Genomic DNA, 2,336 nt, shown 5'->3' on the forward strand with positions numbered 1-2,336 from the left:
GATGCACGTTCACCACGGCGCGCGCCGCTCCGGCGCGGCGCACGTCACCCTGCTCACCGAAGGCACCTACCCGCACAGCCACGGCGGCGTCAGCGTCTGGTGCGACCAGCTCGTCCAGGGCATGCCCGACCTCGACTTCGACATCGTCGCCGTCACCGGCACCGGACGCGAACCCGTCGTATGGGACCTGCCCGCCCACGTCCGGCACGTGCTCTCCGTGCCCATGTGGGGAGCCCCGCCCGAGGGCCGTCCGCCCCGGGGCCGGACACGCGACCGGCTCGCCGACGCCTACGAACTCTTTCTGACCGCCCTGCTCGACCCGCACGCCGAGGCCCAGTTCGCGCCCGCCCTCTACACCATGGCGCGGGCCGCCGCCGACGGCACGCTCAGCCCGTTCCTGCGCGGCGACCGGGCCATCGCCGTCCTCGCGGCCGTGTGGAACCGCCCGGGGCTCGCCGTCCGCGAGGCCCGGCCCACCCTGCACGACGCGGTCACCGCCACCGCCCTGCTCGAACACGCCCTGCGCCCGCTCGCCGCGCCCCCGCCGCGGCACGGCGTGGCCCACGCGGTCAGCGGCGGCGTCGCCGTCCTGCCCGGCCTCGCCGGACTGGACCGGTACGAGGTCCCGCTGCTGCTCACCGAGCACGGCGTCTATCTGCGCGAGCGCTACCTCGGCTACCGCACCGCCCCCTACCGATGGCCGGTCAAGGCCGTCGTCCTCGGCTTCTTCCGGCTGCTCGCCGAGGAGAGCTACCGCCGGGCCGCCCTGATCACCCCGGGCAACCGCTACAACCGGCTGTGGGAGGAGCAGGGCGGTGCGGACCCGCGGTCCATCCGCACGGTCTACAACGGCGTGGACCCCGCCGCCTTCCCACCCGCCGGACCCGAACCGGACGTCCCCACGCTGAGCTGGGCGGGCCGCGTGGACCCCATCAAGGACCTGGAGACGCTCATTCGCGCCTTCGCCCTCGTCCGGGAACGGACGCCCGAGGCACGCCTGCGGCTGTTCGGCGGGACACCGCGCGGCGGAGAGGCGTACCGGGAACGCTGCGAGGCGCTCGCGGCCGAGCTGGGACACGCGGACGCCGTCACCTTCGAGGGGCGCGTCGACGACATCAAGGACGCCTACGCGGCCGGGAACGTCGTCATGCTCTCCAGCATCAGCGAGGGCTTCCCGTTCACCCTCATCGAGGCCATGTCCTGCGGACGGGCCACCGTCTCCACCGACGTGGGCGGGGTACGGGAGGCGGTCGGCGACACCGGGCTCGTCGTGCCGCCGCGCGACCCCGCCCGCATGGCCGCGGCCGCGCTGGAACTGCTCGGCGACGCCGGGCGGCGCGGGGCGATGGGGGAGGCGGCCCGGCTGCGCGTGATCGAGCAGTTCACCCTGCGCCAGACCATCGACACCTTCCGCTCGATCTACCTCGAACTGCCCGCCCACGCCGACCCGTTCACCGCCCCGGCGACACCGGGACCGGCCGTCCGCACCGCCGCGGGGAGCCTGGCCGGATGAGCGGACCCATGGCCCTGGAACCGGGCGGCCCCGAACAGGACACCCTGGCACTGCGGCTCGCGCACCACGACGACCGCACACTGTCCCTCCGGCTGCCCGGCCACGGCCCCGACGACGAGGAGGTGAGCCGGCTGGCCGCCGAACTCGCCGACCGCATAGGCCCCGCCGTCCACCCCTACGAGGTCGCCGCCCTGCTGGAGGCCGAGGGCCTGACCGCCGAGCAGATCGGGGAGCGGTACGGCCATCCGAACCTCTTCTCGCTCGCCACCGCCCTCTACGACCGGGTCCCCCGTACCTTCCCCGAGCCCGCGGCGCCGGCCGACGCCTGGCGCCCGGACCACGTCCGCTGCCTGCTGCGCGGAGTCCTGTTCGCGCTGCCGGGCCTCGCCTACCTGCTCACCGCGCCCCTGTGGCACCCCGGCGGGCACGCCGCCGCCCTGATCGTCGCGGGCCTCGTCTCCTGGGCGTGGGGCCAAGGTCTCGGCCACCGCGCCCACTTACGGATGGCGACCGGCCGCCGGGAGCCCGCCCGCACCCTCCTGACCGGCGCCCCCCTCGGGGCGGGGCTCGCCACCGCCGCGGCCGCCCCGCTCGCCGGCGGCGGCCCGGTGCTCCTCGCGGCGGCGGCGCAGTCGCTCTATCTGGCGGCGGCGGGCGTCCTGCTCGTGCTGGCCCGGGAACGGCTGCTGCTCGCCGCGCTGACCCCGCTGATCGCGGGCGCCGCGGTCCTGCCCTGGTGGGAGCCGGGCGCGCCGGTACGGGCCGGGCTGCCCCTGCTCGCGCTCACGGCCACGCTCGCCGTCACCGGGCACGCCCTGCGCGC

General features: G+C 76.2%; 1 protein-coding gene and 1 pseudogene. Both read left to right on the forward strand.

Annotated elements, in window-relative coordinates:
- The first annotated feature begins 1 nt into the window (after position 1).
- Positions 2 to 1,513: a GT4 family glycosyltransferase PelF gene (gene pelF / locus ACWEN3_RS45470; RefSeq protein WP_452984191.1), complete on the forward strand. Its 1,512-nt coding sequence runs from the start codon at positions 2 to 4 to the stop codon at positions 1,511 to 1,513.
- A pseudogene (locus ACWEN3_RS45475) lies at positions 1,510 to 2,336 on the forward strand (hypothetical protein); the annotation flags it as partial. The gene pelF and the pseudogene ACWEN3_RS45475, both read left to right, overlap by 4 nt.

The organism is Streptomyces sp. NPDC004561 (genome assembly GCF_053602155.1).

What these genes read in the sequence shown, in the direction of transcription:
- pelF (WP_452984191.1), top strand. Translation starts at nt 2, where the DNA reads ATGCACGTTCACCACGGCGCGCGCCGCTCCGGCGCGGCGCACGTCACC.